At 60.4% G+C, this 26,596-nt stretch carries 22 protein-coding genes; 6 read left to right on the forward strand and 16 right to left on the reverse strand.

Annotated features, from left to right (window positions below):
• Window positions 1–31: 31 nt before the first annotated feature.
• The 7 genes from EN885_RS00245 to EN885_RS00275 all read right to left on the reverse strand — a co-directional run bounded on the left by EN885_RS00245 (window position 32) and on the right by EN885_RS00275 (window position 9,749).
• A complete protein-coding gene (locus EN885_RS00245) occupies window positions 32–2,578 on the reverse strand; it encodes an NAD-dependent epimerase/dehydratase family protein (RefSeq protein WP_128241462.1) in 2,547 nt (848 codons plus the stop codon).
• A 90-nt stretch (window positions 2,579–2,668) separates the two neighbouring features.
• Window positions 2,669–2,965 carry a hypothetical protein gene (locus tag EN885_RS00250; RefSeq protein ID WP_185928163.1) on the reverse strand — a complete coding sequence of 99 codons (297 nt, stop codon included), beginning with the start codon at window positions 2,963–2,965 and terminating at the stop codon, window positions 2,669–2,671.
• An 86-nt stretch (window positions 2,966–3,051) separates the two neighbouring features.
• The gene (locus tag EN885_RS00255) at window positions 3,052–4,362 is read right to left on the reverse strand and encodes an HlyD family type I secretion periplasmic adaptor subunit (RefSeq protein ID WP_128241463.1); all 1,311 of its coding nucleotides are present in this window, start codon (window positions 4,360–4,362) and stop codon (window positions 3,052–3,054) included.
• Complete coding sequence (locus EN885_RS00260) at window positions 4,362–6,107, reverse strand: type I secretion system permease/ATPase (protein WP_128241464.1); 1,746 nt, start codon at window positions 6,105–6,107, stop codon at window positions 4,362–4,364. The genes EN885_RS00255 and EN885_RS00260 overlap by 1 nt, the downstream gene beginning before the upstream one ends.
• Before the next feature lie 105 nt (window positions 6,108–6,212).
• The gene (locus EN885_RS00265) at window positions 6,213–7,604 is read right to left on the reverse strand and encodes a family 16 glycosylhydrolase (RefSeq protein ID WP_126103051.1); all 1,392 of its coding nucleotides are present in this window, start codon (window positions 7,602–7,604) and stop codon (window positions 6,213–6,215) included.
• Between the two features lie 242 nt (window positions 7,605–7,846).
• Window positions 7,847–9,190 carry an SGNH/GDSL hydrolase family protein gene (locus EN885_RS00270; RefSeq protein WP_128241465.1) on the reverse strand — a complete coding sequence of 448 codons (1,344 nt, stop codon included), beginning with the start codon at window positions 9,188–9,190 and terminating at the stop codon, window positions 7,847–7,849.
• Between the two features lie 265 nt (window positions 9,191–9,455).
• The gene (locus tag EN885_RS00275; RefSeq protein ID WP_128241466.1) at window positions 9,456–9,749 is read right to left on the reverse strand and encodes a hypothetical protein; all 294 of its coding nucleotides are present in this window, start codon (window positions 9,747–9,749) and stop codon (window positions 9,456–9,458) included.
• Between the two features lie 216 nt (window positions 9,750–9,965).
• Between EN885_RS00275 and EN885_RS00280 the strand changes: the two genes are divergently transcribed.
• Window positions 9,966–10,979 carry an alpha/beta hydrolase gene (locus EN885_RS00280; protein WP_095486367.1) on the forward strand — a complete coding sequence of 338 codons (1,014 nt, stop codon included), beginning with the start codon at window positions 9,966–9,968 and terminating at the stop codon, window positions 10,977–10,979.
• A 381-nt stretch (window positions 10,980–11,360) separates the two neighbouring features.
• Complete coding sequence (locus EN885_RS00285; RefSeq protein ID WP_128241467.1) at window positions 11,361–12,035, forward strand: protein-L-isoaspartate(D-aspartate) O-methyltransferase; 675 nt, start codon at window positions 11,361–11,363, stop codon at window positions 12,033–12,035.
• A gap of 235 nt (window positions 12,036–12,270) precedes the next feature.
• Here EN885_RS00285 and EN885_RS00290 read toward each other — a convergent pair whose 3' ends face one another.
• Window positions 12,271–12,897 carry a CDP-alcohol phosphatidyltransferase family protein gene (locus tag EN885_RS00290; RefSeq protein WP_126103056.1) on the reverse strand — a complete coding sequence of 209 codons (627 nt, stop codon included), beginning with the start codon at window positions 12,895–12,897 and terminating at the stop codon, window positions 12,271–12,273.
• A gap of 348 nt (window positions 12,898–13,245) precedes the next feature.
• On the opposite strand from EN885_RS00290, the gene EN885_RS00295 reads away from it, so the two are divergent.
• Window positions 13,246–13,719, forward strand: a complete 474-nt coding sequence (locus tag EN885_RS00295) for a phosphatidylglycerophosphatase A (protein WP_164897519.1) — start codon at window positions 13,246–13,248, stop codon at window positions 13,717–13,719.
• A gap of 161 nt (window positions 13,720–13,880) precedes the next feature.
• On the opposite strand, the gene EN885_RS00300 is transcribed toward EN885_RS00295, so the two are convergent.
• From EN885_RS00300 to EN885_RS00330, 7 genes are all read right to left on the reverse strand, one after another.
• Window positions 13,881–14,573: a class II aldolase/adducin family protein gene (locus EN885_RS00300; protein WP_128241469.1), complete on the reverse strand. Its 693-nt coding sequence runs from the start codon at window positions 14,571–14,573 to the stop codon at window positions 13,881–13,883.
• Window positions 14,570–16,024, reverse strand: a complete 1,455-nt coding sequence (locus tag EN885_RS00305) for an FGGY family carbohydrate kinase (protein ID WP_128241470.1) — start codon at window positions 16,022–16,024, stop codon at window positions 14,570–14,572. The genes EN885_RS00300 and EN885_RS00305 overlap by 4 nt, the downstream gene beginning before the upstream one ends.
• 4 nt (window positions 16,025–16,028) lie before the next feature.
• Complete coding sequence (locus EN885_RS00310) at window positions 16,029–16,877, reverse strand: sugar phosphate isomerase/epimerase family protein (RefSeq protein WP_095486361.1); 849 nt, start codon at window positions 16,875–16,877, stop codon at window positions 16,029–16,031.
• Between the two features lie 5 nt (window positions 16,878–16,882).
• The gene (locus EN885_RS00315; RefSeq protein ID WP_128241471.1) at window positions 16,883–17,878 is read right to left on the reverse strand and encodes an ABC transporter permease; all 996 of its coding nucleotides are present in this window, start codon (window positions 17,876–17,878) and stop codon (window positions 16,883–16,885) included.
• On the reverse strand, window positions 17,875–18,876 hold the full coding sequence (locus tag EN885_RS00320) for an ABC transporter permease (protein ID WP_127204000.1): 1,002 nt from the start codon (window positions 18,874–18,876) through the stop codon (window positions 17,875–17,877). Before EN885_RS00320 ends, EN885_RS00315 begins: the two co-directional genes overlap by 4 nt.
• Complete coding sequence (locus EN885_RS00325; RefSeq protein ID WP_128241472.1) at window positions 18,869–20,383, reverse strand: sugar ABC transporter ATP-binding protein; 1,515 nt, start codon at window positions 20,381–20,383, stop codon at window positions 18,869–18,871. Before EN885_RS00325 ends, EN885_RS00320 begins: the two co-directional genes overlap by 8 nt.
• 84 nt (window positions 20,384–20,467) lie before the next feature.
• On the reverse strand, window positions 20,468–21,457 hold the full coding sequence (locus EN885_RS00330) for an autoinducer 2 ABC transporter substrate-binding protein (protein ID WP_126103063.1): 990 nt from the start codon (window positions 21,455–21,457) through the stop codon (window positions 20,468–20,470).
• A gap of 210 nt (window positions 21,458–21,667) precedes the next feature.
• Here EN885_RS00330 and EN885_RS00335 point away from each other — a divergent pair, with 210 nt between their 5' ends.
• A complete protein-coding gene (locus tag EN885_RS00335; protein ID WP_126103064.1) occupies window positions 21,668–22,726 on the forward strand; it encodes a LacI family DNA-binding transcriptional regulator in 1,059 nt (352 codons plus the stop codon).
• Between the two features lie 270 nt (window positions 22,727–22,996).
• Here EN885_RS00335 and EN885_RS00340 read toward each other — a convergent pair whose 3' ends face one another.
• Complete coding sequence (locus EN885_RS00340) at window positions 22,997–23,641, reverse strand: hypothetical protein (RefSeq protein ID WP_128241473.1); 645 nt, start codon at window positions 23,639–23,641, stop codon at window positions 22,997–22,999.
• Window positions 23,642–24,082: 441 nt separating this feature from the next.
• Between EN885_RS00340 and EN885_RS00345 the strand changes: the two genes are divergently transcribed.
• Complete coding sequence (locus EN885_RS00345; RefSeq protein WP_128241474.1) at window positions 24,083–24,994, forward strand: hypothetical protein; 912 nt, start codon at window positions 24,083–24,085, stop codon at window positions 24,992–24,994.
• 83 nt (window positions 24,995–25,077) lie between these two features.
• Window positions 25,078–26,568 carry an FAD-dependent oxidoreductase gene (locus EN885_RS00350; protein ID WP_128241475.1) on the forward strand — a complete coding sequence of 497 codons (1,491 nt, stop codon included), beginning with the start codon at window positions 25,078–25,080 and terminating at the stop codon, window positions 26,566–26,568.
• Window positions 26,569–26,596 lie beyond the last annotated feature (28 nt).

The following is a 26,596-nucleotide window of genomic DNA, read 5'->3' on the forward strand; positions in this document are numbered from 1 at the left end:
CTCAGATCGCCAGGTGCTGAAGTCGAATTGCTCAGACAATCGCTCGATCCCAACCGCCATAATGTTGGTCGCTGCGCGTGCCGCGCGGCAAGCTGAGCACGATCAGCGCCAGACCGATCACAACGTCCGCCGCGATCGCGATGGTTCCACCGCTGGCAAACACGAAGGGTGACACCGCGATCCATGCACCAAGCACTACATTGAGGAAGCGCAGCGGCCGGACAATTTCGGCCATGGCCGTGACTGCGACCATGATAATGAGACAGCCGACGACGTGATCGCTGAAATAGAGCGGCGGTTGCGTGCCAAAGATCAATGGCGTTGTCATCAGCAAGGCGCCGAGCAGCGTGCTCGCAACCAGCGTCCACGGGAAGTTCACGCCGCCGGTGACAAATTCCTTCAGCAACGCGGAAGCTGGACGGTCTAGGTCGGTGTCAGGCGTCTGGTTCTCCGACAGCGCCGGTCCGCCCCTCCAGAAGGTACGCCAGAACGGCTCGCCCGCCCTCGTGGCGCCCCAGAGATACTGGATGGTCGCCAGCACCTCATCGACCGAGTAGGGGATCAGCACCACCGTGACGGCGGCCTGGAGGATGCAGAGCGTGCACAGCGCACCAATCAGCGGTGGCTGGATGATGATGAAGGAGACGCTGACCACGCCGAGCGGAACGATCAGCAAGCCGAAGAGGAGCACCATCCACGGCATGGTGCGCCAGCGCCGGCGGTCGCCGATCGCGCCGGCGAGGATATCGAGGCAATAGGCGAAGGCGCCGAGCCCGGCATCGGCTATTGGAAAACCTTGCGAGACCCATGACGTCACCACCGCTTCGCTGCCGTTGCGCACCGGTGCGCCGCCGGGGCCGAAGAACGGATCCCATAGCCCATCTATGTGGCCCATCTGGTAGGCGGCGAGATAACGCGAAACGAATAGGCCGACGAAGGCCAGCGTCACGATGGGGATCCGCTGCGTGAAGGTGGATGGCGAATAGGTCCAGCCCAGCGGGCGGTCGTCGTCGGCCGCCAGCGCGCGACGGCTGATACCTGGGGTCGGCGGGATCATCACCGCGAAGGCGACGATCAGCATGCCGACAAGCGTGTCGACAGCATAGGCGGCAGGGCTGGTCGTCCAGAACAGCAACGGCGCAAGCATCACCCAAAGACCGAGCGACGCCGTGATCCACTGCACCCAGCGCCAGCGTTGGAGCATGCCCAGCAACGCAAAGACCGTCACGAGCAGGCCGGAAACGATTTCGCTAACACCGAGACCGGCGTTGCGGAATTCGGGCTCCGCAATAGCATGTCCCAGAGCGGGAGGTATTGCGGCTGCGACGGGATCGAACAGGCCAACCGTCATCGGCGACGTGACCAGCCACAGTCCGAGCGCAGCGTTGGTCATCGGCGCCCAGAGCGTTCTGAACCGATGCCGTTTTGTGGCCGCCTCGACGTCTTTCTTGCTTCGCTCGAGCGGTCCCTTGAGGCGCCTTTCCGCCTGCTCGATCTCGGGATCCGAAGCCGCGACAACGGGCGGATTGAGCTTGTTGGCCGCGTACCAATCCGTTGGGTCCTGTTTCAGCCGCCGGATCATCTCCGGCAGTGTGTCCAGCAGGCTGTGTCGTGGTGCCCAACCCAGCAGAGCCTCGGCCCGCGAGATATCGATCTCGTAGTGATCGTCCGAGTTCTCGATCATCCACGGCTTGATGTCGGTGTCCTGATCGAGCACCTCCGTCTGCAACCAGGCGCCCAGCTTCGTCAGCTCCTTCGGCAGCGCCAAGGTTCGCCAGTCCTCGCCATGGATGAGCCGGCCGATGCGCTTCTGCATCTCCTCGTATGAGGGTGTGTCTTCTTCGCCGATCAGAAGCACGGTTTCGACTGGAAGTTCGGCGCGCCGGTCGACGGTGCGCACCACCGCATCGACGAGATCGTCCTTATGCAGATAGGGCTGGCCGGCGGTGATATCGCCGGCGAACAAATAGGCGGTCGGCAAGCGCTCGAAGATGCGAGCGATCTGCTGGGCAACGAAGGCCGCCCGGCAGTCTTCGTCATAGACGCCGGCGAACCGCAGGATCACCGTTTTGATTTCGCCGCGCTCCCTCGAGATCAGCGCCTCGGTTTCGGCTTTCGATTGGGGGTAGGCCCAGGCCGGGTCAAGCGGCGAGTCTTCATTTATTTTCGTGCCCTTCCCCGGACTTGGCGCATGAACGAGAAGCGTGCTGGAAAACACGAACTGCTCGGTCTTGATCGCCGTCAGCGCATTCAGGAGCCGGCGCGTGCCCTGCACGGTGACGGCATCATATTTCGGATTGTCCTTGCCGGTCGTGTCGTAATAGGCAGCAAGATGAATGACTGACGCGATGCGACCGCCGCTGCGCTCTCGCGCCGCCTCCACAGCCCTGCTCACGCCCTCATCGGAGGTGAGATCGATCTCGATCGTCTCCATGTTGGCGGGGGGATGTTTCGGCATTGCTACGTCGAGGCCGATGATGCGGTAGCGGTCAATCAAGCCTCGCGCAATCGCCTGCCCGAGGAAGCCGCTGCTACCGGTGATAAGAACCGTCGGAAGGGTCGTGCCGTCATTTGCCATAGGTCAGGCCCGTTTCGTGCTTTAAACAAGACCCGATGGCCCGATGCGCTTTGGCCATGGTGCAGCATCGCACTCGCTGGGCTCGCGATTTCAGCTAGCCCCTCTTATGGGTGGCTTGTCCGTGTCATTCCATTCCGCCTTGCGTGCCCGCGCTTCTTCGGCGATCAGCTTGAACTCCCGCATCATCGCGCTCTCAATGGCGAATGCACTGCTTGGCAAGGCGCCGGGGTCTTCCTGATTATTCTGGAATTGAAAACGGGCCTCCAGTTCTGCCCATATTCGCTCGGAAGTGGCGTCGGGGCCGGCAAGCAGCGCGACGACTAGCGACAAAGTCTCCCGCTGGGCATTCAGCCGCCCCTCGATCTCTTCATTCGTCAACTCGGACATGTGGGATCGCTTCCAGTTTCAGGCCAAACGGCAAAATCGCGCCCTTGTTCCGGAATTTAGCTCGTCGGCTCGCCCAGAGACGCAGCCTACTCTTCCCTGAATGCCCGTTGGACTTGGTCCGCCAAAGGTTTCACGAGATAGGACAGCATGGTGCGGCTGCTGGTCGAAAAGAACACCTCGACGGGCATTCCAGGCGCCAAGGTCAGGCCCTTGAGCCTGGTAAGCTCTGTGCGCGGCAAAACAACATGCACGGTGTAAAAGCCGGCGCCTGTTTTCTCATCGAAATTCAGGTCGGCGGAAATCTTGCCCACGACACCGTTCAGCTCCGGTGTTGTTTGCTGATTGAATGCCGACAGCCGCAAGGTCGCGCTTTGCCCTGGCGTCAATTGATCGATATCTTGGGGTGCCACATGCGCCTCGACAGTCAGGTCGTCGGTCACCGGGACTATCAGCATGATGAGTTCTCCCGGAGAAATCACACCACCGACAGTGTGCACGCCGAGCTGATGAACGACGCCGGTCTGCGGACTGCGAACATCGATACGCTTGAGCTGATCTTCAGCCGAGACCTTGCGCTCGACGAATTCAGAGATTTTTGCCTGGACGTCACGCAGTTCGGTCGCCACCTCGCTGCGCAAATCCTGGTCGATCTGAATGATCTGCAATCGGGTCTCCGACGTACGTCCTTTCGATTGCGCTATGGCCGCAGTCAGTTGCCCGTGCTCACCTTTAAGCCGCACGGCATCGCGTTCAAGCGCAGTTATGCGATCAATTGAAACCAGCTTGCGTTGCCAAAGTCCGCGCATGCCTTCGAGCTCAAATCCGATTAGCTTGATTTCCTGGCTCTTGGCATCTCTTTGCTCGGTCAGGCCGGAAACTTCTTCGGCAAGCTGCGCAATGCGCTCTTCCAACTGAGCCTTCTGACCGGCGCGTGCCTGTCGGCGAAATTCGAACAGTGATTGCTCGCCGGCCATCGCCCGACCAACCTCAGGGGCATCCTGCCGTGACACAAGCGAAGCTGGAAAGGTGATGCTTCCTTTGCCGTCGCGCTCGGCCTCAAGGCGAGCCAGTCGCGCCTCGAATTCGTCCAAGCTCTTCGTGACGATCGCCAAATTGGCCCGAGTGATCGTCTCATCGAGGCGGATCAAAACCTTGCCTGATTGCACGGTATCGCCTTCCCGGACGAAGATTTGACCGACCACGCCACCGGTTGGATGCTGTACTTTCTTGACGCTGGAATCGACGACCAATTTTCCCGAAGCGATAACGGCTCCGGAGAGCGTGGTGACGGCAGCCAAACTCCCCGCCCCGCCGACCAGCAGGATGCAGGTTGCGACACCGCCAAGCAGATAGCGTCGAATAGTGCGATCCGCCGCGAATATCGTGGGTTGCGCCATCAGGATGCCGTCTCTTCAAGCCCGGAAACGACCTTCAAGGGAACGCCTGCTGGGCGAGTTATCTTGTTCAAGATCTCATTCTTCGGGCCAAAGGCCTGGATGCGGCCGTTCGCCATCACAAGAACCTGATCCAGGCTTGCCAGCGCGCTCGGCCGGTGTGCGACCACGATGGCAACGCCGCCTCGAGCGCGGACCCTTTGAATTGCTTCCGTCAACGCGGCCTCGCCTTCCGCATCGAGGTTGGAGTTAGGCTCGTCGAGAATAACAAGAAACGGATCACCGTAGAGAGCCCGTGCAAGCGCAACCCGCTGTCTCTGGCCAGCCGAAAGTGCCGACCCGGCCTCGCCGATCCGCGTCTCATAACCTTCCGGCAGGTGGATGACGAGATCATGGACGCCGGCCGCGCGCGCAGCCGCCAGTATCTTGTCCGAGGGTGCTTGTGGTTCGAAGCGCGCGATATTCTCGGCAATGGTGCCGTCGAACAATTGCACATCCTGCGGCAGATAGCCGACATGGTTGCCCAGCTCTTCCGGCGACCACTGGTCGAGCGTTGCGCCATCCAGCCTGACGGTCCCACGAACCGGGAGCCATATACCGGCAATAGCGCGCACGAGCGATGACTTGCCAGAAGCGCTCGGCCCGACGATGCCGAGGCCGACGCCCCTTTCCAATGCAAAGGTGGCGTCCTGCACGACCAAACGGCGCTCTCCCGGCGGTGTGACACTGATATTTTCGACCGAAAGAGCAGATCTCGGTGCAGGCAGGGAGACACTTATCGCAGTTTCGGGAAGCAGGACCAAAAGCTGGGTCAACCGGGTCCAGGCCTGGCGGGCGGTGACGAAACCCCTCCAGTGCGCGATAGCCAGTTCGATTGGTGCGAGCGCCCGGCTCATCATGATCGAACTGGCGATCATGATGCCTCCGGTCGCTTCCTGATGGATGACCAGATAAGCGCCTATCGCCAAGATACCCGATTGCAACATCATGCGCAGGATCTTCGAGATCGTTCCGAGTGTCCCGGCAAGGTCACTCGCCGTTGCATTGGTGTCGAGATAGTCAGCATTGATCCCTGACCAGCGCTCGGCGATGCGTGATCCAAAGCCCATGGCCTGCAGAACCTCGACATTGCGACGTGTCGCTTCGGCAAGCGTATTGCGCGCTGCCGCTTGACTGTTTGCCTTTCTGGCGGGCTCTCTCGTGCGAATTTCGGCAAGCAATGTCAGGCTGAAGAGAATCACCACGCCGGCCAGCGCCGTCATGCCGATCCAGAAATGGAACAGGAAGCAAATTGCGAGGTAGAGCGGCATCCAGGGCAGGTCGAAAAGCGCGGTCGGACCGGCGCTCGACATAAACGATCGCACTTGGTCAAGATCACGCAACGATTGGAGGCCGTCGCCTGCGAGCTTGGTGCGCAACGGCAAACGCATGAGAGCGGCATAGACCTGTCCGCTCAAGCGCGCATCCAGCGCCATTCCGATGCGCACCAGCAAACGCGACCGGATGAGTTCGAGAACGCCCTGAAAGACGAAAAGTGTGCCGGCAAACACGGCAAGCCCGACGAGCGTCGGCACGCTGCGGCCGGGTATGACGCGATCATAGACCTGCAGCATGAAAAACGAGCCGGTCAGCGCCAAGACATTGACGACGCCGCTCATCAAGGCAATTCCCGCCAACGCCCGCCGGAAGGAAGCCAGAATCGCTGCGAGGGTCGTTCGCGGCGGCTCGGATGGATGGGGATGCGACATCGCCTTCACATCAGTCCCGGTTCAGTCTCAGGCGGCAATGACCGCGCCCGAAATCAGGCCTGATGACGAACGTGTCCGTGCAGAGCCCACCGTCAGGAGTTACGCCTAGATAATCCAATCGTTCAACGCATAGGCATGGATGTAGTCGATCTGCATTTCCGCGGGCGTCGCAAGCCCGTCGGCAGGCGCTCCCGCGATGCCACCAACCGCCAGATCGACCAGCATATACATCGGCTCGTGCATATCGGCAGGCGTTGCGGCACGAGCAACTTCGACGTCATCGAAATACCAAACGAGTTCGTCTTCTGTCCACAGCACGCCATATGTGTGGAACCCTTCGGTATCCGCGGCATACGCCGTCGAGGTCACTGTCGTCTGAGTCCCCGTCTCGTTCGAGTGGCTTGTCAGAATGAGCTTGTTTGGATCCTGACCGACCATCTCCACGACGTCCAGTTCCGGTGGCCAGGAGCCGTCCGCCGGGAGAAGCCAGAAGGCCGGCCATACACCCTGTTTTTCGGGCATGTCGGCCCGAATTTCGAAATAGCCGTAGGTCTGCGCGAAGGATTCGTAGGTCGTCAGCAAACCTGACGTGTATTGGTAGTTGTTTATCTCGGGCCGGATCGCCGCAGGAGCCTTGGCGGCGGTAATCGTAAGAATACCGTCATCAACGCTGAACGGGTTGACGGAACGCGTCGGGGCGTAGTTGGTATCGATATACCATTGAAGCTCTTTGTTGCTCGTGAGCGAGCTGCCGTTTGCGGCTCCCCACCAGAAATTCGAGTCCCAGGTGCCGCTCGAGCCATTCCACAGGTCCAGCGTGTCGAACTCGTCCGAAAAGGTGAGTTCCAGAGCCGACCTGTCCACGGCCATCTTGAACTGACTGGCGGTAAACTCGCCGATGGTCTTGTTGGCGAAGACGAGAAACTCGTTGTCGGACAGATTGAGTCGGACGTTCGCTCCCGACTGGACCATGTTGGCGCGCACCTCCTCGAAGGAGGTGAAGCCGTAGCTCCCGACACGGACGGTATCCTGAGCGCCAAAGTCCAGGATCAGATCACTGCCGTTGCCGGGGGTCACGATGAAAATGTCCGCCCCGGATCCGCCCTTGAGCACGTCATCGCCCTGTAAGCCGTCGAGCGTCTGTTGGCCGGAGCCGCCGGTAATGATGTTGTTCAGCTCGTTTCCAAAAGCATAGCGTTTGTCGCCCGTGACCGTCAGGTTCTCGAAATTCGCTGGGAGCTTATAGCTCATCCAGGTCGAGATGGTGTCGACACCCTCGCCGGGCCGCTCGACCGCCTTGTTTTTCGAGGAATACAGATAATAGATGTCATCGCCCTTGCCGCCATACATCGTGACGGTGACACTGCCGTCCCCATATATCGAGTCGTTGGACGTGCTGCCATAAAGTGTTGGGCCGGAATTCGTCGCCGAATACCACTTTACGGAGGACCCGCTATAGGGAAGTGGAACGCCCTTGGCGTTCAGTACCGTGGCCATCCCGGTCTTTTCTCCTTTTGTCTCGCCCCGATGTCAGCCCTAACACCTATCGCGGGCAAAAGGAGCCAATACCTTTTGGCTTTCGACTTAGGAGAGTTACCAAACGCTTAACACGTCGTGGAACCTGTGTGGGAAATCCGGATCCCAGTCCCAAGCACCAGGTTGCAATTCTCGGTCTCGACATCCGGAGGAACCGACCTTGCCGCGCAATACCTGAGCAGCGCGGCAAGGTCAGCAGTGACCTATTTAGCTGAACCCAATAGGACGTCGAGATCGACCGCGTCTGCCATCGCCTTGTATCCCGCGTCGTTGGGATGAAGATTATCGCCGCAGTCGTAGTCGTCGCGCAGATACCCCGGTTTGGCCGGGTCTTCCATCACCTTGTCGAAGTCGATCACGCCATCGAAGCCGCCACCGGTGCGTATCCATTCGTTCACTGCGACGCGTATCTTTTCCTTCTCGCGTGTGTAGTAACCCTCGGTGGGAAGTCCCTTGAAGGTGTCGGCGAAGGGGGTCAACGTCGCGCCTACAGTGCGTATGCCATGGGCATGCGCGCGGTCGATGAGCTGTTTGTATCCGGTGATGATGTCTTCGGCAGTCGGTTCCTTGTCGTCCGGCGTGATTGCATTTTCGCCGGGCCAGCCGATATCGTTGATGCCCATCATTACGACGACGGTCGAGACTTTCGGATGGCTCAGGATATCAGAATCGAAACGCGCCAGCGCATTGACACCCATACCGTCGGTCAACACGCGATTGCCCGAAAAAGCTTCGTTAATCACCGCGACCTTGTGGGCGGTTTCCTGCAATCGCTTGGCAATATGGTCTGGCCAGCGGTTATTGGCGTCGGGGGTCGAACAATTCCCATCCGTGATGGAATCCCCGAAAAACACGATCGCCTGGGATTCCGGCGCGGCGTCAACCCATATATCGCTCAGAAAAAGGCGTGATTTGAGTGTGCTGTCAGCCTTGAACGCCGCCTCGTTTGTGAAGTTCCCCGGGCCGGAAATGTAGGCGGTTTGCACACCATCCCAATGCACCGACGAGAGCGCCGTCTTCTTGGGCAGGAAGATGCTGACCGAGATTTCGGAAAGCGCTTCTGCCGGCAGGTCGACGGGGTCGCTGAGGATCGGGGCTCCCGGCGGAACGACCACAGAACTCTTGCCGCCCCAGGTCAGGGGCTTCAGGGTCGCCTGATCGACGTCGCCGTTCTTGCCTGCTATTCCGACGCTGCCGGCCCCGATAGTCAGCGGCCTAGCGCCGAAAGCATTCGATAGGACGACCCGGACGGTATTGCCGCCAACGCTGATGCGGGCAACTTGGCGGACGGTCTGATTCTCCAATACCTCCGGCACTCCAAAAGGCGCAGGAAGATCATCCAACCAGCGCGGAGCAGGTGTGGCAGCCCAAGTGGTGATCCAGGCTCCCGTTTCGGCGCTTTGTGCCCCGAAACCAACCGTCGCGGAACCGGCGGCCACAGCTGCACATATCAGGATAGTCTGACGCAGACGCCGTTTCCTCCCTGCTGCGGGAGAAAGCACCGATGAAACCTTACCTGCAAAATTGAAACACCTATTGAGCCGCATTTTCATCTCCTCCTCGAGACATGCTGGTAATGCCGCCGCCGGCCTAATTATGACGGGCATCAGAGGAAATGAAATTGAACTTCCGTTGCGATCTTGGACCAGCGCCAGGAGCAAGATGTCCAACCGTGGCAGAGAGATGCCGCCTGCCTGTTTCCGGCGAGCGGCGGACTGAGCAGGCTCTCGATCGTGACCGCGGTACTATATCAAAGTCATCGCTGCGGTTCGAGTGAAGGCCCCCAGAACCAGACTTGGCGTGCGGAAGGCATCAGCTTTGCCCCAAAAGTGCACGCGCTAACTCTTGCCATTCCTCATCAAGCGTCAAGGTCGACGGCGCGGCGCCGCAGCGACGATACCAATATTCCGCATTCGATTGATCGCCTTCCTTGCGATGGAGGTAGGCATGAACGCGCATACCCGCCGTATCGTCGCGCGCCTGCGCGCGCTCGTGCGCCTTATCCCAATCGCCCTTTGCATCCCACCACAGCGCCTGCAGGGCGGGGCTCAAGCCGGCGGGCGGCTGTGATTGCGCAATCGAATCTCTGAAGGCTTGCAGATCCATTTTTGCTACCGACGTGATGTGTATGGGCGGCGCCGATAGTGTAGCCCCGGATTCTCCAACAGTGAAGTCGCACGGTGCACAGCAGAGAGGCGGTCCTCTTTGTGCGTGCCACCATCAACTGATCGTTATCTCCGTGCCGAGATGGTGACGAGGCCTGTCACAAGCCGCTCGTATTGATGGCCATAATTCTCGCCGAGAATTACAGAGAGGACTTTCATGCGCATTCCAGCCAGCGCCGCCATCTTCATCACCATAACGACATCGGCTCTCGCCCAGGACCCCGGCGCGACCGCCTCCGGTGCCGTCTATGGCCCTCGACTGGAGGGCTTCAGCTATGCCCATCCGGTCAAGATCCACAGCTTCACGTCGCAGCGCCAGCCCATCGAAATGGCTTATCTCGATGTTCCGGCGCGCGGGAAGGCGAACGGCAAGACCGTCGTGCTATTGCACGGCAAGAATTTCTGCGCCGGAACCTGGGAAGTGACCATCGACGTGCTGACGACAGCGGGTTACCGCGTCATTGCGCCGGATCAGGTCGGCTTCTGCAAGTCGACCAAGCCGCCGAAATATCAATTCTCGTTTCAGCAACTGACCAATAACACCGCTGAGCTCATCGAATCCCTCGATGTATCCGACGTCATCCTTGTCGGCCATTCCATGGGCGGCATGCTGGCAGCACGCTACGCTCTGCAGTTTCCTCAAACCGTGGAGCGCCTGGTGCTGGTGAATCCGATCGGTCTCGAGGACTGGCAGGCGAAAGGTGTTCCCTATGCTACCCTCGACACGGCATACGCCAGCGAACTGAAAACCAGCTTCGCCAGCATCAAGGCCTACCAGCAGCGCGTCTATTACAATGGCGACTGGAAGCCGGAATACGACCGTTGGGTGAGCATGCTGGCTGGCATGTACGCTGGCGAGGGCAAGGAGATAGTGGCGTGGAATCAGGCCCAAACCTCGGACATGATCTTCACCCAACCTGTCATCCATGAGTTTGGCAATATCTCCGTACCGACAACGCTGATCATCGGAGGCAAGGATCGCACCGCCCCGGGCAGCAATCGCGCCAGCGCGGAGGTCGCGAAGACGCTCGGCCAATATCCAAAACTCGGACGCGCTGCAGCCGCGGCCATTCCAAACGCGACGCTCGTCGAGTTCCCAGAGCTTGGACATTCACCACAGATAGAGGCACCCGGCGAGTTCCACTCAGCACTCGTGGAAGCGATAAAGTAGCGGCATCCCCGGGGCTTTGGCTCGACGTTGTGGGAACGCCCGTCGTGGCATTCCGCTGCCCGAAGCCATGCAGCAGTCGCAGCATCGCTCGGTGAAACCGGCGTCCACTACTACAACGACGACGTCCCGATCGAGATCGCCGGCTGCCCACGCATGCGGCAATTCAGCCGTTCGTCGTTCGATCACCGCGAGCTAGGACATACCGTTATGGTGACATGGCACCGGATCTCCAGGGCTGCCGCCGGTATATACCAGACGCAACGCTAAAATTGCCTCCGGTCGCGGTGGCCACCCGCAACTGGAAACCATGACGGGCATTGCTGTGACGAACAGGATATAAGCCTATTTGGCAGCAAGCTGGTTGAGGAAAGCCCCACCGTCATGAAGCCAATGAACGAACAACATCTCGCAGTTTTACGCCGACACATGGTTGAGATGATTGCGATCCATACCGACCTTGCAAGCGACGAACTCGGCAAGGCGGCGCTCGATGAACGGGTGATGGCAGCGATGCAGCGTGTGCCGCGCCATCTCTTCGTGCCAAGCTCAGTCGCTCCTTATGCTTATCAGGACATGCCACTGCCGATCGGCTTCGACAAAACCGTCTCGCAGCCGTTCATCGTCGCTCTCATGACCGATCTCCTTGCTCTTCAACCGCACGAGGCGGTGCTCGAGATCGGCACTGGCCTGGGCTACCAAACCGCAATCCTCGCGGAACTCGCCGGGCACGTTTGGAGCGTCGAAATCATTGAGGAGTTCGCGAGCCATGCCGAGGCTCTCCTGCAGGGCCTCGGTCTATTCAATATCAGCATTCGTGTCGGAGACGGGTCTCGCGGCTGGCCCGAGCACGCCCCGTTCGACAAGATCCTAGTCACCGTGGCGGCTGGGCGGGTGCCGTCGGCTTTGCTTGAGCAGCTCAAGCCGGGGGGCCGCTTGGTTATGCCTATGGGACCCGAACAAGGGCAGTTGCTGACGGTCATCGACAAGGGTTCGGTAGGGCAACTGAAGACCCGCAAACTCATCCCAGTTCGGTTCAGCCGGCTCGAAACGGTCTAACGAGGGTGCGGATATCGGGCCACAGGGGTCAGCAACTTCGCTATGCCAGAGGACGCAGGTCGCGCGTGGATCGTTTTTAACCCGACTGCGCCCGTGCCAGCGCCTCACGTTTTCCACCGGCCAAACCGTTGTCATGACCACCTTTTCTGGGTCAGGGCGCGGGAGCAGGTCGACCGGACGGGTCCCCCCAGGTGAGGCGGCCGTTATCGATGCTTGCGTTATGGATTTCACCGTCTCACGGCTGCTTCGCGTCCGCTCGTTTGAGCATCGCAAATGCGCGATTGGTCCGTTGCAGCGCTGTGGCGTTTGCCAGCAGCGCGTAAAACGCGAACCCGCCCGTGAGAATCCAGGGCGAAGTGGCGCCCATGGCGATCGCGATTCCGTCGGCGACCAATAGCACGCAAATGAACACCAGACGTTCCATCCGTTCGAAGAAATCCGGCCACGCCTGATTTTCTATGGGAATTTCGATCGCCGTCCGCGCCTTGGCGTAGCTGGTGAGGATTCCGCCGGCGAACGCGATCATTGCGATCGCCCACAGATCGGCGACCCAGCCTATTGCCGCAAACACGGCAAGTTCCTGATATCGGTCGGCCATCGCGTCGAAATAGCCACCGGCCTTGGTGCTCATATGTCTCCGACGGGCAACCGCGCCGTCCAGCGCGTCGAAGGTAAACGCCAACGCGAGGCAAAGGCCAAAGGCAAGGGTTGACTGGTGGTACACATAGGCGGCGCACGACAAGGCGACGAGCACCAGCCCGCCTGATGTAACCTGGTTCGGGGTCATGCCGATCCCGATCAGCGGGGAAGCGGCGTGCTCCCATAGCGGGTCGATGCGACGTTTCATGAGACCGGCGATCATGATGACTTGGCTCCTCTGATGATGTCGTTCCGCGAAGCTTAACCGGCAAATTGTGGGTTCGTTCCAGCCCGTCGGCGCCGATCGAGGTGGTCAGCGCGGTCGAAACCGGATCAGGCTCTTCCCCGGCTCAAGTCTTTGGCGAATGCGCCCATGGATTAAGGCAGTCAGAGAACTGTCAAGCCGACGGCGAAAGCTCCGGTCGCTGCGATAACCTCCGATGTTGTTTCGAAGTTTCTGCAATGCCCCTTGTGTCCGCCGTCGCAAATCGACCGGCGGTCTAGCGGCAGTAACCCGAAAGATGTGATTATAATGCCTATTTACAATTCACGGGGAAGCGCCCGAAACTGGATGCGTAAATTTCTGCCTAAGTTCGCTTACCTGCTTGCGACCTCGGCCGGCGCAGGATTATCTCCGTTATGGCCGGGCACGGGCGGCGCGGCAGTTGGAGTGGTTCTTGCCGCGGTGCTAATACCTGCATCGCCTTGGCTGGTCGTGGTTGCCTACATGGCCGTATTCGCCGTGGGAGTATGGGCGTCGTCGCATGTCGTCTCCCATACCGGAACGGAGGATCCGCAGATCGTCGTCATTGACGAGACCTTCGGTACCGCCGCAACACTTTCCATGCTGCCGCTCGACCCGGTCTGGTGGGCAGCAGGTTTCCTTGCTTTCCGGTTTTTCGATGTCGTCAAACCCTGGCCCATCCGCGTCATGCATGACAAGGTAAGGGGTGGTCTCGGCATCATGCTGGACGACGCGGCTGCGGCTGTGTTCGCCGGGGCGTCGCTGCTCTTGCTGAACGATTTGATTCAACGTTTGTCATAAGGGCGACATTTCAGTCTTCACCTGCCACAGTCGAGCTCAAGGCGGCGAATGGGATAAAGCGAGACGATCGGCAGGCGATCCCTCAGCCCTCGCACAGCCGCCGCCAGTCCGCTGCCCACGCGGCTCAGGCATCTCTCCGCTAAAAATCTGCCAAAGCCGTGCTAGACCGCAGCATCGCGCGGCCGCGCCAGATCGTTCGTTCCCTCCGGATCCGGCGCTTGGCCATAGCTCATCTTCTTCATCTGCTCGATCACCCGCGCCATCTCCTCGTCGGAAAGGACAGGCGGCTCGCCAAGGGTAAGCGCCTGGACATACATGCGCGACAGGGTTTCGACCTCGTTCGCCAGCCACAACGCGGCTTCCATGGTCTTGCCGAGCGAAATCTGACCGTGCTGGCCGAGCAGGCAAGCGAGGCGATCCTTGAGAGCAACCAAGGCATTGTCGGACAAGGCCTGCGTGCCAAAGGTTGCGTAGCCCGCGCAGCGGATGGTCGTACCGCCCGCCACTCCTGTCATATAGTGGAAGCTCGGGATCGTCTTATGATGGCAGGCCAGCGTCGTGGCATAGAGCGAGTGGCAATGCAGCACGACGTTGATCTCCTGCCGCTCCCTCAAGATGTCACGGTGGAAGCGCCACTCCGAGGAGGGTCGTCGGCCGACATAGGTGCCGTCAAAGCCCATCTCGACGATGTCTTCGGGCGTCATCGTTTCGTAGGGTAGCGATGAGGGCGTGATCAGGAAACCGTCGCTGGAGCGCACCGACAGGTTGCCGGCATTGCCCTGGTTGATACCGCTGGAGTTCATCCGGCGGCAAACATCCACCATCTCGCGGCGCAGAGCGCTGTCATCAGTCATCGGTCAGTCCTTCTGTCTTGTCTCGGAAGAATGTGTCTGTTTGCCAGTTCGCGCCACCGCTGCGCATAGGCCGCGAGCGCCGCACGATCGCCGGCAAAGGCGGCCGGCAGGCTGAGCGCGATCGGAGCCGGCGTGTCACGGGCTTCATGTTCGCCAAGTAATGCCGCACCCGAAGCGGTGCCGTAGGAGTCAAGATTGTAAACCGTTTCGGCGTTTGGCCGCAGCGCGGCAACTAGCGTGGCGTAGAGCGGGTCCCGCAGGAAGGTGCCATCCAATGCAACCAACCCGTTTTCCTTCAGCGCATCGATACATTCCGCTGTCAGCAGCGCGGCATAGAGCACCGCGAGCGCCTTGCGCTCCTCAGGGGTTTCTGCAGGCGGCCCTTCAAACCGGCCGCGCCCAGCGCTGCCGGGAAACAGTCCGTCATCGTCGCCGAACGACGGCAATGCGAAGGTGCCTCGCCCAATCAACGAACTGACCAGCGCGGCGTCGGCCGCATTTCCTTCTTGCCCCTGCCCTGCCACATGACTGAACTCTCGTCCGCCCATGGTCAAAACACCGCCAACCGGGCGTCCTGTCACGTCGCTGTTCAGCACCATTCCGCGATTTTCATCGAGTTGGTCGAGAGGTGTCGCGGCGCACATTCCGACAATCCAGGTTCCGGTAGAGATCACGCAGGCGTCGCGCATGCCTGCCGCCTGATAGCGGTAGAGGTTCAGGCTGCTGTCGTGGCCGCCGGTCAGAACAGACAGCTTTTCCGATATGCCGTGCCGGCGCACTAGATCCTGCCGGATTGGCCCCAACGTCTCCCAGGCCGGATGGAATGGTGGCATGAGGCGCTTCCAGCCCTGCCCCGCCACAATGGGCGACCACTCCTTGCGCACGTTGTTCCATAGATGTGATTGCGCCGAAAGAACCGTCGTTTCGGCCGATGGCACGCCTGACAGCCGCCAGGCCCAATATTGGGGCAAGCCCAAGTACCAACGAGCTTGAGCGACGCGCTCCGGATCAACCTGCTGCATCCAGTACAGCTGGCGCGCCTGGTGGGCGGCCTTCAGCATGATCGAGCTGCTGCGATCGAAGAAATCGCCCGAAAGGGGCGCGTAGCCATCGCGAATTGCAGGCGGCAGGTCCTGCTCGTAGTCAATCATCGGCAGGGCGGAAGTGTCGTCGGGATCTGCGTTCACCAGAACCCCCGCGGAGCCATGTCCGGTGCCGACCATTTTTTCCAACGGATGACGACGGCACAAAGTGGCGAGCGAGCCGAACAGCCAGTCGCTAATGCCATTGAGATCGTGGTGCCGCCAAGGTGGACCGGGCCGCACTTCGTTGCGGACGCAGAGGCTCTCCGCGAGCATGCCGTCGAACGTCATCGCGGAGAGCTTTATATTGGTCTTGCCGACATCGAGGACGGCGATCCTTGCGCCGTCCACCTTCTGCCTGTCACCCATCGTTTCAGATCAGACCGTATTGGCGAGCCTTGTTGCGCAGGAACGGCAAGCCATTGCCCATCACTTCGGCCTCGTCCTTCGCGACTGGCCGCCAGACTGAGAGACCGTAGGAGACTTCCGGCGGCATGTTGATGAAGCTTTCCATGGCAAGTCCGCCCTTGAAGCCGATCGCCGCCAGCGTCGCGTAGATCTCGTCCCAGGAGCAGTTGCCGGTACCTGGTGTGCCGCGATCGCTCTCAGACAAGTGGATGTACTTCAGATAGTCGCGTGCGGCCAGAATGCCATTGGCGGCCCCCTTCTCCTCGATGTTCATGTGGTAGGTGTCGAGATGAACAAAGATGTTGTCGGCCCCGACCTTCTCTACCATCCAGACGGCCTGCGCGCCGGTGTTGATCAAATGGTTCTCATAGCGGTTCACCGCCTCGATTCCGAGCTCTATGCCGCGCTTTTTGGCGTGCTTGGCGGCGACGGTCAGCACATGCGCAATATTGTCGTATTCCTTCTCGGTCGGTGGCAGGCCGGTGCGTTCGCCGATACCGCCGAAAATCACGCCGGAAAGCGCCAGCGCGCCCATCTCGGCGGTCTTGTCGATCGCCACTTCGAGATGTTCGATGGCAGCATCTGGCCGCACCGAGGCCCAGGCGTGCTCCGGCAGGCCAAGCGAGCAAACGGCAGGAAGATTGTGCTGTTCGAGCAAGGCGCGCGTATGCGCGGCATCGACCGCCGGCGCGTTCAGAAGCGCGATCTCGATAAAGTCCATCCCGTATTTGACGGAAGCCGCGATCGCCTTCTCCGCGCCGGCCCGGTCCCAGTTCATCGTCCACATCGAGGTGTGGACCCCAAAACCATGCATCTAACTCACCCTCTGTTTGTGTTTAGGAATTTGAGACGCCCGGCAAGCCAGCGCAGGATCATAACCGTGATCATCAAAATGCCCCAGACCGCCGTCGCAAGATGCTGGTTTGCGCCCATCAGATTGAGCCCTGAGGACAGAAGCTGGAGCACGACCAGCGCAACGAAGACCGGGATCACCCGACCGAAGCCGCCGAACGGATTGACCCCGCCAAGAAAGCAGGCAAGCACGGTGATCAGCAAGTAAGACTCGCCGTGGCCGACACGCACCGAATTGAAGCGCGCCAGCATGATGATACCGGCGACCGCGCACATCGCGCCGGACAGTGTGTAGACGAGAACCTGTACCTTGCGCGTATTGATACCGGAATAGCGCGTGGCTTCGATGTTGGAGCCGATCATGTAGGTGTTGAAGCCTAGCTTCATGCGTGTCAGCAGGATGTGCCAGATCAGCACGCTAGCGATGAAGATGAGCAACGGCACCGGAATGCTAAAAATCGAACTATAGCCGATCCGCGCCAGGAACCCGGGAATGCCGGACACGTCGCCGCCCCGCGTCAGGAATTCGCCGAGACCGCGCAGGAAGATCATCATCGACAGCGAGACCAGGATCGGGTGAGCCTTGGTGTAGGCGATGACGAGCCCCATGATCAGCCCACTCAGTGCTCCGACCGCGACGGCAAGGACCGAGCCAAGGACAAAGGCGCCGATGCCCGCGTCGACGCCTCCCTGGCTTTGCAGTACCCAAGCCAGCGTCAGGCCGGCCATGTTGGCCGTGAAGGTGATGGCCAGGTTCAGGCCGCCGGTCAGGATCGGCAGCAGCATAGCGAGTGTGAGGAGGCCGAGCTCCGGCAGCTGGAAGGCGACGGATCCAAAGGTGGCGCGGGAAAGGAAGTTCGGCGCGGCAATGCCGAACACGACCATGACCACCGCGAACGCGGCAAGCGGACCTGCCAGTTCGGGGCCAAGCGCATTGCGGGCGCGGTCAATCAAAACCGTCATGAAGGCACCCGTCGGCTTTTCAGGAACGGCAGCAGGCGTTCGATGCTGGTGTTCGACAGGGTGATGGCGGCAAGAATGATGGCGCCGACGATCATCTTGAACGCGAAAGGCGACACACCCATCAAATTGAGTCCGTTCTGGGTGATCGAGACCAACAGAACGCCCAGAATGCAGCCAAGCACGCTGCCTTTGCCGCCGCCGAGCCGCGCACCGCCAAGGACTGCCGCTGCCAGGACGTCGAGTTCGCGCCCATAAAGGGCGTTCGGCACGACTTCCTGCGCGTAATGCGCTTGGACGAGACCGGCGATGCCCGCCATCATGCCAAGCCAGCCGAAGGCGATAAATTGCATGGCACCGATATTGATGCCGAAGCGGCGCGCGCCCTCCGGATTGTCGCCAAATGCGTAGAGCTGGCGACCAGTGGTGGTGCGCGTGATCAACGCCCAGGTAGCGAACACGCATATGGCCATAATGAGCACAGGTAGGGTGATCTCCGCCCAGGTCCCGTCAGCCATCTCTCGCTCGAACAGCACGACGCGGGTGGTGAGCCAGTCCGGCAGATTGTAGATCGACACGCCACCTGTGAAGAACATCAGCAAGCCGAAGAAAATGTTGAAGGTCGAAATCGTGGCGACGATCGAGATGATCCTGAACCCGTGGATCAAGAAGGCATTGATGCAGCCCAACGCGACGCCCAAAGCGCCAGCGATGATGAGGCCGACAATCCAATTCCCGCCGCCGACCCAACCGAGGACAGTCGCCGTCAGATATTGCACAACGGAGGCAGCAACCGCGAAGGAGATGTCAATGCCGCCGGCAATCAGCACAACGAGCAGGCCGACAGCGAAGATGATGTTAACCGAGCTGGTGTTGAGAAGGTCAAACGCGTTGCCGAGGGTGAAGAACCGGTCTGTCGCAAACGAGAGGAAGACGCAGATGACTGCGATCACGGCGAGCAGAGCCAGTTCCGTTGCGTGGGAGCGGACAAACCTACGCATAGACCGCCTCCTCGATCGCCTGGAGGGTCGTAGCGCACGGTGCATATTCGCCGACAATGCGCCCCTGAGCCATGTGCAGCACACGGTCCGCGTTGAAATAGACTTCAGGGACCTCATCCGAGATCAGGATAATAGCCAGGCCGCTGTCCGCCAGCTTGGAAACGATGTCGAAAATGCCGGCGCGCGCGCCGACATCGACGCCGACTGTCGGTGCGTCGAGGATAAGCAGTTTCGGATCGGTCGCCAGCCATTTTGCGATGGCGACACGTTGCTGATTTCCCCCAGACAGGGTCGAGATCGCGTCGTCCTGCTTTCCGATCTTGACGCCGAGATCCCTTATCCAGCGATTGACCAGAGATCGCTTGCGATCGCTCGAAATGAAACCGCGCGAAAGGATCTTGTCTAGCGACGCGACCACCATGTTATCGGCGATTGCCTGGGGCTGAATGAGACCGAGCGACAGCCGGTCTTCCGAAAGATAGGCGACGCCGGCGGCGATCGCGTCACGGTTGGAACCGAAGCGAACGGGGTTGCCATCCAGGACGACAGAGCCCGACTTCGGCTTGCGCATGCCAAACAACGTCAGCGCGAGCTCGGTGCGCCCTGCCCCGAGAAGCCCGGTGATGCCGAGCGTCTCGCCGCGCCGGACCGTCAAGGACACATCCTGGAATTCGCCGGGCCGCGACAGCCCCTTGACCTCAAGCATGACCGGGCTCGTGCCTAAATCCCGGTGCAGGACGGAATAACCGAAGGTCTTGCCCGTCATCAGTTCGGTGATGCGCGATTGGGTCAGGCCTTTGGTTGGATAGACGCCAACGAGCGCGCCGTCGCGCAGCACGGTCACGCGGCTGGAGATTTCAAGAACCTCCGCCAGGCGATGGCTGACGAACACAACGGCGACGCCCGACGCCGACAGATTGCGCACGATATCGAGCAGATAGTCGGTTTCGGATTGAGTGAGCGACGCCGTCGGCTCGTCCATGAAGACGAGCTTCGCCTGGCCGACGAGGGCGCGCGCGATTGCTACGATCTGCCGCTGTGCGATGGGAAAATGGTGTAGTGCGAGATCGACATCGAGGTAAACACCAAGACGTTGCAAGGCGTTGGTCGCGACACGGCGCATTTCGGCATAGTTCACCAGCCGCGGCCAACGGCCGATGACAGTCTGGAACGCGATATTCTCGGCGACAGTCATCTCGGGAAACAGGGCGAGGTCCTGCCAGATGACCTGAATCCCGCCGGCTTGCGCGGTTACCGGCGACATATGGGAGTAGCTCTGGCCGTCATAGTCGATCACGGCGCCCGCCTCGGGCTTGTACACGCCTGTGATGACCTTGATCAGCGTGCTCTTGCCGGAGCCGTTCTCGCCGGCGAGGCAATGCACCTCGCCCGGCAGCACCTCAAAGCTGACATTCTTCAGCGCCTTCACGCCGCCGAACGTCATGTTGACGTTGCGGAGCGACAGCAACGGCCGTGATGCGGCGCCATCGAGTGCCTGATCAGCCATCGAGTTGAACCCTGGATCCAATCGGTTGCAATCCTGCAGCCGGGCGGCTCGAGGCCAGCCCGGCTGCCATAGCCTTGGGAGGCTTTACAGGCCCATCGCCGCGAGATCGTCGACAGTATCCTTGTTGATTGGGACCAGCTGATCGACGATGATGTTACGGTTTTCGAAGTCGGGCTTAACTGTCCCTAGTCCTTCGATCGTATCACCATCCTTGATCTCGTTGCCCTTCATGAGATGGTCGGCCAGCGTGACGAAAACCTCGCCCGCCTGCTTCGGATTCCACATGAAACCGCCGGAGATCGCGTCGTTTTTGATGAGCTTCTGGCCCTGGCCTGGCGAGAATGGCCCGAGCACGAAAATTTCGCCCACCTTCCGGCGCTCTTCGATTGCGCGGCCAGCGCCGATTGGCCCTTGGCTGCCGAAGGCGAGAAAGCCCTTCAAGCCGGGATTGGCGGAGATCAAGTCAAGTGCAGTGCTGCGGCTCTTGTCCACATCCTCGGCGACGCCATAACGTTCGCCGACAAGTTTCATGTCGGGATTGTTCTTCTTCAGATACTCGATTGCCGCATCGGCCCAGGCATTGTGTAGCGGCACCGTCAGCGAGCCGACGAACACTGCATACTCACCCTTGCCGCCCATCTTCTCCGCCAGGAGCTTGGCATGAGCTTCGCCGAAGCCGGTGGCGGACGCGAGTTCGAAGTCCCAGTCGGCGCCCTTCTGGCCAGGCGATTCATGCGTGATGACGATGATGCCGGCGTCCTTCGCCTTCTGCAGCACTGGTTCGAGCACTTTTGCATCATTCGGCACGACACCGATGACTTTGACGCCCTGAGCGATCAGATCCTCGATTGCGCGAACTTGCAGTGCCGGATCAGCGCTGGTCGGGCCGACCATGAATGCGTCGATCCCGAGCTTCTGGCCGCGCTCCTTGATTCCCGCCTCCATAGCGTTGAACCACGGAATGCCGCCGATCTTGACGACGACGCCGACCTTGCCGGCCTGCTGTGCCATCGCAGCGAATGAACCGCCAAGCATAAGGGTCGCGGCAAGCGCCGCGATCATGAGCTTTTTCATCTGTACTCCTCCCATAACGTTCCTAGTGGAAACACACTCGAGCCGTCGAACGACGGCGGCCGTTAGAAACCTCCCCGAAAAGACGGGACATTCCCCCATCGATCATGCAGCGGTTTTCGCTTGCACAATCGATGGTGCAGAAACTATTGTGCATCGAGAAGCTCTCGTCAAGCGGGATGTTGCTCTAAAAAGACGCGCCGGAGGCGCCAGATGGATCAGCGGGTCAAGAAGAAGGCGACGATCTATGATCTGTCCGTGCTATCGGGTAGTTCGCCGTCGACCGTGAGTGCCGTGCTGAACGGCACTTGGCGCAAGCGCCGTATCAAGGAAAGTACGGCGGAAACAATTCTCGGCCTCGCCGAACGCCACCAGTACACCACCAATCTGCAGGCGCGGGGTTTGCGACGCTCGCGATCGGGCCTGGTCGGCCTTATGCTGCCCGTCCACGACAATCGCTACTTCTCCTCCATGGCGCAGACGTTTGAGGGGCATGTGCGTAGCCGCGGTCAATGCCCGGTGGTGGTCAGCGCCAGTCGCGACCCGGAAGAGGAACGGCGGACCGCGGAGACGCTGATCTCTTATTCAATCGACCAACTCTTCATCGTCGGCGCCACCGATCCGGACGGCGTGCATGAGGTCTGCGAACCGGCGGGGCTGAAGCATATCAACATCGACCTGCCGGGAGCGAAGGCGCACTCGGTGATCAGCGACAATTATGAGGGCGCGCGGATGCTGACGGAAGCAATCATCCGCCACTTCGGCAATGACGATCCCCTACGGCCGGACGAGCTGTTTCTGTTTGGCGGCCGCAACGACCACGCCAGCCGCGAACGCATCGCCGCATTCCATGCGACCAAGAAGGCACTGCTGGGCGCCGACCCTGACGACGGTGTGCAGTCCTCCGGGTATTCGCCCGATATAACTTTGCGTGCCTTCGAGGCGTTTTACCAACGCCATGGCAAGCTGCCGCGCGCGCTGTTCGTCAATTCGTCGATCAACATGGAAGGTCTGCTGCGTTTCATGGCAGGCCGTCCGGCGGAGATGTTTAGCGAGCTTGTTGTCGGTTGCTACGACTATGATCCGTTCGGCTCATTCCTGCCCTTCCCGGTAATCATGGTGCGGCAGAATGTTGAGGCGATGATTACGAAGGCGTTCGAGCTTATCGATGAACCAACGACGCCGCCGCAGACATTCCTGATTACGCCAGAGTTGATCCAGCCCAGGTCTGCGCTGAAAGGGCCGCTGGACACGCTCAAGGATATGGCCTGAGTGTGAACGGCGCTACAGGGTGACCCCGCCCGCCCTGAAATTATCGTGCCGGTCGGCATTGAGATCCCTTGCCCAACCACATCTTGCCGCAGAAGACGCAGAATCTGTTCTCCGGAAGTGCCATCGCCCCTTTCTCCTGGCGGCTTCGGCCCACAATGATCCTACATTGGAGCCACGCTCGCCATCTACCGTGCAAAGCGTTCACGAGAGTGTCGCCGTTCCCAATACGGGAGCACGCGGGCGCCTGAAAAAGGTCTACAGCACCGGGCGCTAGAAGCGATAACGGATTCCAAGAGTGTTCGCATTAGAACCCTCTTTCATATTTCCAAATGTACCGTCGGCGCCGGATCTATGGTGGAGTTGGTAGACGAGTTCGACATTGGGTGCTTGCCTAGCTCTGAAAGAAAGCTCCGCACCAACGAAGCCGAGGAATGATGCATCGCCATCGTCGCGGATTTCGCGATTGCGCTCGATCTCGGTGGGGCCCGTAACGGCACTAAATCCAGCCGTCACTGCGGGCGCGATCGCCAGATCACCAATGACAAGGCCCTGATGGCGAAGTCGCGCTCCGGCCCAAAGTTCGCCAGACGTATCATCGTCCTCGCCAAATCTTATGGCCGCGCCGGTGACGCCACCAAGAACAAAACCAGCGCCTATATCGACGAGATCGCGACCATATGCGGCCCCGATTATGTAGTTGTCTGTGTAGTTGGCATCAAAAAGGTCGATCGTATCCCCGAAGGACCCGCGAGCAAAGACGCCACCGAAGACATAAACATCGTTCTTCGTCGGCAGACCGTCTGTGAAAGGATCCTGGGTCGCTAAATAGATAAAGGGAGAGCTGTCATCGGCGCGTCCAGAACTGACTGAAGTGCTCAAGATCACCGCAGCCAGGGCCGCTTGCAGTCCGCGCATAGACAAGCTCCGAATCGATCCCTCAGTCGACCATCCATCCTTCGTGAATTTCACGAGGAAGAACAAGGTGCGAATTGGTTTATCGCCAGAATGCTGAATGCGGGTACGTTCTGGTAGCTCGAACCCTTTGCCAGCCGGCGCGCAACGACAATGGCCGCAGTCAGACGGCCGGTCCGGCGAAACGGGCTTTCTTGAGAAGGGCGGAGCGAACTCGAAACGCCGCCCATCTTCTGTTCTTATTGCGACGGCCAAGGAACCCGCCGCCGACCAGTTCGTTTCGCGATATCTGACGCAGACTAACCGGAGGCAAACATGCTCGACATGCCGCATGCTCGCAATCGCAGCGTCGACGCGCATATAACCCGGCGGGACTTCGCTCGGGCCGGAACATGCCAAGACCGGAGCACCCGTACTTATCCGTTAGAGCTTTAGATCGCGGCTATGCTGCGCGACGTTGACTATGTCTTGCGAAAGCTCGACTGGATGCGCGCCGAAGGCATCTGGCCCAACGGTCTGCGCTACCTTTGGACCGATGCTTTCGGGGTCGTACTCTATGTCTCGCTTTACAAGGAGCTCGGCGAGGAACGTTGGCTGGGTGAGGCCGAGCGACTGGTGGCGGAGGTCAAGCGTGTGCTCGGTCGTCTGCGCGGAGTGAGGATCGGCGAAGCGGCAGATCGCGACGGACAGTATTTCCATTACCTGGCGATGTGGCTGTTTGCCTTGGCGCGTCTCGGTGATCTGAAGCCGCGATACCGCACGCGCGGCATTGCGCTGGCGCGGGACATTCATCCGGCCTTCGTGATCCCCGGGCGCGGCGTGATCTGGAAGATGCAGGAGGATTTGAGCAGCCCCTATCCCGGTTACGGACTTGGCAGCATGGACGCCTATGATGGCTACGTCTCCTACCGGATCCTCGACGAAGACGCACTTGCGCCCGAGATCGCACAGATGCGTGACCTGGTGGAGCGCGACTGGCGCACCCTCGACATCGAACAGGACCTGGGCCTCGGCATGATGCTGTGGCTCGCGCACTTCTTTCCTACCGAGCCATGGGCTGAGGCGCAGACGAAACGTTCGCTGGCAACGTTGGAAACGATGTGGGTCGACCCGCCGGGTTGTTTCAGCCGCGCGCCGTGGCTGCGCGATACGAAGTTCGCCTTCACCAATTACGGCGTGTCGCTGGGCCTTCAAGCCGCCGGCGTCTGGCCGGAGCGTGTCGAGAGGCTGAACGCTTTCTTCGAGAACTGGCGCTCCGGCGACGAATACGATCGCGAGGCGATCACCTGGGTGATGGCTTGCACCTCGCATCTTCCCGGTGCGTTTGTAGCTTCCGGACGGCCAAGGACCGATTGAAGACGGTAAATCCCGGGAACGTTCTCGCGCCGGCGCGGGTTGTCGATGACAAGTGCATCGAAAACGCAAAGGATGCAGGTGAAATGGCCATTCTTTCGGGAAAACCGGGAAGCTGTTGGGTGGCTGCCGCCACCGCTACAAACTATCCCCCGCTCGATGGCTCGATCCATGCGGAGGTGGTTATCGTGGGCGCTGGGATTGTCGGGCTGACGACGGCGCTTCGCCTTTGCGAGGCCGGTCGGTCGGTAATCGTCGTCGAAGGCTTGCGGACAGGCGGCCAGGTGACCGGCCGCTCGACGGCCAAGATCACGACGCAGCACGCGCTGATCTATCGCCATCTCATCGACACATTCGGCCGGGACATGGCGCAAGCCTATGCCGATGCGAATTCCGCCGGCGCCGTCCAGATCCGGGAATGGGGTCGCAACTATGCCATCGCCTGCGATCTCGAGACCAAGGACGCCTATACCTACACCTGCGACACAAGCCGGGGCGCGGAGATCGCAGCCGAGGCAGAGGCCGCGCGCCAGGTTGGGCTGGACGCCGATGTTCTCGAGCGCGCGCCGCTGCCTTTCGAAACGGCCGCCGCTTTGCGTTTTTCCGACCAGGCGCAGTTCAATCCGGCGGCGTATCTGGTTGGCCTGGCTCAGGCGGTGACGGCCCGTGGCGGACGGATTTTCGAAAACAGCCGCGCGATCTCGATTGGCGAGGCAAGCCGCTGGCGCGTCGTCACCGACGGCGGCACCGTTCACGCCGAATATGTGGTCGTCGCCACCAACATGACAGTGAAGAGCCCCATCGGCATGGCGAACCGGACCCAGCCGCGCTGCCACACTGCCATGGCGTTTCGGGTCGATGACCCTCTTGCTGTCGACGGCATGTTCATCGGCATCGACGATCCGACGCACTCCATCCGCACGGGCCGCGATGCCGAAGGCCCGCTGCTGGTCACGCTCGGCCCCAAGTTCGATACAGGCCAGGACGGCGACGTCGCGAAACGGTTTGTCGAGCTGGAGCAATGGGCAAGAATTAGTCTTCCAGTTGGAGACATTGCGTGGCGCTGGTGCAACGAGGACTATGACACGGCCGACAGAGTTCCGTATGCCGGCGAGCCCGATCCGGACAAAGCCTCCGGTTTTCATATCGCCACGGGATTCAACGCCTGGGGCATCACCAACGGAACGGCCGCAGGCACGATGATTGCGGATTTGATCTGCGCTCGGCCGAGCCCATGGCAAAAACTCTACGATCCGGCGCGGTCTTATCCTGAGGACTTTCACAAGAATGGCCGCAGCCAATCCATTGTCTCAAGCGTCGACGACATAGCGCCGGGCATGGGCGGTGTGATCGTCAGGAGTGACGAAAAGATCGCGGCGTGGAGAGACGCTGAAGGGGTGCTCCATCCCGTTTCCGCGGCATGCACCCACAAGGGCTGCACCGTGACCTGGAACAACGCTGACAACACCTGGGACTGTCCTTGCCATGGCTCGATCTTCGCTGCCGACGGTTCGGTCATCCACGGCCCGGCTCGAAAATCGCTATCCCCGGCCGCGCTGTGGAAAGGCGACGACTGACACGGCCCGGCGTCACGGCCGGGATCGT

Origin of the sequence: Mesorhizobium sp. M6A.T.Cr.TU.014.01.1.1 (assembly GCF_004022765.1) — a bacterium.
Classification (GTDB): Bacteria; Pseudomonadota; Alphaproteobacteria; order Rhizobiales; family Rhizobiaceae; genus Mesorhizobium; species Mesorhizobium mediterraneum.